The organism is Neisseria sp. 19428wB4_WF04, assembly GCF_015235335.1.
GTDB lineage: Bacteria > Pseudomonadota > Gammaproteobacteria > Burkholderiales > Neisseriaceae > Neisseria > Neisseria musculi.
Genome location: NZ_JADGLG010000099.1, coordinates 1 through 2669, shown reverse-complemented (window position 1 = coordinate 2669; position 2669 = coordinate 1). Strand labels below are relative to the sequence as shown.

At 46.4% G+C, this 2669-nt stretch carries 3 protein-coding genes; 1 reads left to right on the top strand and 2 read right to left on the bottom strand.

All coding sequences use genetic code 11. The features are described from left to right. The coding region (locus IR141_RS13640) for a hypothetical protein (protein ID WP_209304438.1) at nt 1–267 on the bottom strand (267 nt) is incomplete at its 3' end. A gap of 227 nt (nt 268–494) precedes the next feature. On the opposite strand from IR141_RS13640, the gene IR141_RS12255 reads away from it, so the two are divergent. Next, a complete protein-coding gene (locus tag IR141_RS12255) occupies nt 495–1178 on the top strand; it encodes a 16S rRNA pseudouridine(516) synthase (RefSeq protein ID WP_135037698.1) in 684 nt (227 codons plus the stop codon). Nucleotides 1179–2023: 845 nt separating this feature from the next. Here IR141_RS12255 and IR141_RS12250 read toward each other — a convergent pair. Beyond that, the coding region (locus IR141_RS12250; RefSeq protein WP_167743212.1) for a hypothetical protein at nt 2024–2669 on the bottom strand (646 nt) is incomplete at its 5' end.

Genomic DNA, 2669 nt, shown 5'->3' with positions numbered 1-2669 from the left:
CATGCATAACATCCAGGTTGGGCTCCGCTGTGTGATAAAGCGGAGCAGTTTATAACAAACGGAGAGTGGCTCAATTTTGGAGCACAACTCCCCGTTTCCCTGGCTCAGTTTTGCACGATATTTAACAGCCTGATCTACTTCCAAAACCAAATCATAGCTGATGACGAGAGACTTTGCGGTATAAGATAATGACGGTATCAGGTTGGATGCTGGGATATCGGCAGCCGAATGTGCGGCGGTTCCCAGTATAAGGTATAAAATATTCAAGCGGTTTTCTTTGGGGTGCTTATTTAATTTATAGTGTGTTATCTTGATTTTAGCAGCCTGTCGCAACTGATAACCGATACCGACCCCCAAAATATAAATAATGCTGAAATTTTCTATAGTGGCTCAACGAGGCGTGTAGTAATTGGATCAACCGTGTTATAGAAAATAGGTTTTCAGACGGCCTTGCAGTACAATCAGGCCGTCTGAAAACCTGCTTACCTTTCACTATGCAACTTTTCAAATATCTTCAATCGCAAGGCATAGGCAGCCGTAAAGAGTGTCTGCAGCTGATTGAAAACAACGGTATTGCTATCAACGGTATCCTGTATAACGATACGCGCTGTACTATCCGCCCCGAAGAAATACGCACTCTTGAAATCAATGGTGAATCGTTGGTGGTTGTGCCCATGCCTTATTTTTATATCTTACTCAATAAGCCTGCGGGTTATGAAACATCACATAAACCACAGCACTATCCCAGCGTATTCAGCCTGTTTCCCAACCATATGCGCCGCTTGTCGATGCAGGCTGTCGGCCGTTTGGATGCCGACACCACCGGAGTGTTGTTGATTACCAACGATGGCGGTTTCAACCACCGCCAAACTTCACCCAAATGCAAGATACCTAAATTATACCGCGTTACACTCAAACACGCTGCGGGTAAAACCTTGTGCGCCACTCTCAAAAACGGCGTTCTGCTTCGTGATGAAAATGAAATTGTAACTGCTGCCGATGCCACGCTCGAATCTTCCCACACGCTAATGCTCACCATCACCGAAGGCAAATATCATCAAGTTAAACGTATGATAGCTGCCGCCGGCAACCGTGTAAAACAACTCCATCGCTGCAAATTCGGCAACCAAACTACTGAAAATCTGCCCGAGGGTAGCTGGAAGTTTATATTTATGTAAACAACGACCAAAATGACAACAGTATTAAATAATATTTTTTAATTATAAAACAAAAGGTTGATTGATTTAGAAAGTGGTTTACAAAACTTAATGCCAAAACTGATGAACTATTATATAATTTAGCTGTCTGAGTAACACTTGCTCCGAAAGGAGTAAGTAAGTGAGTAAGACGTTTTCCCCGTAATGTGTTTGGCCATCTATACTTTTCCCCTTAGTATAGATGGTTTTTTTTTAGCCCGAATTTTTTTAATTCATAAAATTTTTTTAATTCATAATATTTAAAGTTAACTATATCTATAAATATTAATGCTGCTCAGCCACTACACAAATATACTCTACATCATATCTACAAATTCGGTATAACGATCAATATTGCGTTCATCACATATAGTGGATTGAACTAATTTTCGATACAACGCAGCAAGCCGTAAACAGTATATTACAGCAAGACGCAGACAACGCCGTAGCGAAAGTTAAGCGGATCCATTATAAAAACTTTTATCTAGTTCCATGCCGTTCTAGTCGAGCAGCCGCCTGCGCAACCAAACCGCTGCAAATTTTCTGCATTTGCAGCATTTTTATTGATTAATAAACAAAAGCTTTACAACATTATTTCAATATTCGGCCAACGTATTCTCTACCATCATTAGCTTCTGGGAATAGCGTAGCGGCCTTCTAAACTAATGCCAAGATTAAAGCTTTCAGACGGCCTTCCGTCAGGTTTGCGGCCGACCCGGTGCCGCTACGCGGGCCTGCAGACGGAGCAACCCCATCAAAGCCGTGATAGCGGTGTGCCGTTTTTCCGGGCATTCGGGCACTTTCCGCCCGATGGAGGCGACACCCCCTTACGCATTTTCAGGCGGTCTGTTATCAGAAAAACGGGAAAAGGCGTTATTCACAGCTTGCCCAATAATGATAACCGCCCAACCAAGCGCATACACACCGGAAACGGCATCACTGAAACCCAAACCGCTGCTGTTTTCAGACAGCAACATACCGAGACCGCGCCCGACACCCTTGGCAACAGAAGAAACCGCCCCCCCCCCACCCGGCAAATTATCCAATGCCGCTCCTGCCGTCATGAGCACCCGAATCATTACCTTGTTTAACTGCACCTGCCAACTGTTCAGAATAAGTATCAACGGCCTTTGAAGCTGCACTGCCAACCGCACCCCGCAATAATTGCGGCATTGGCCGTCTGAAAACATTTTCAGGCAGCCTTTGCGCTCCGTTTGGGCAACCGGCGGGGCGCAGGGCAGAAAGTCGTGCAGGGCCGGTTTGCGATTCGGCCGTCTGCAAACGCCTGCTGACCGATGGCCGGCTCGGGAAAGTGGTTGATAAAAAGCGGGCGTTTTTTCTTTCGACCGCCCCCGCCGGCAAAGCGGGGAGGCATCGGACGCCGGCATATTGACGGGCGGTGCCGCCTTGCCCCGAACCGGGCAGGGAATCCGGCAAAGGCGGGATTGACGGCCGTCTGAAACGGACGCGCCG

Coding starts and splice junctions, on each gene's coding strand:
- IR141_RS12255 (WP_135037698.1), top strand. CDS start 495: ATGCAACTTTTCAAATATCTTCAATCGCAAGGCATAGGCAGCCGTAAA.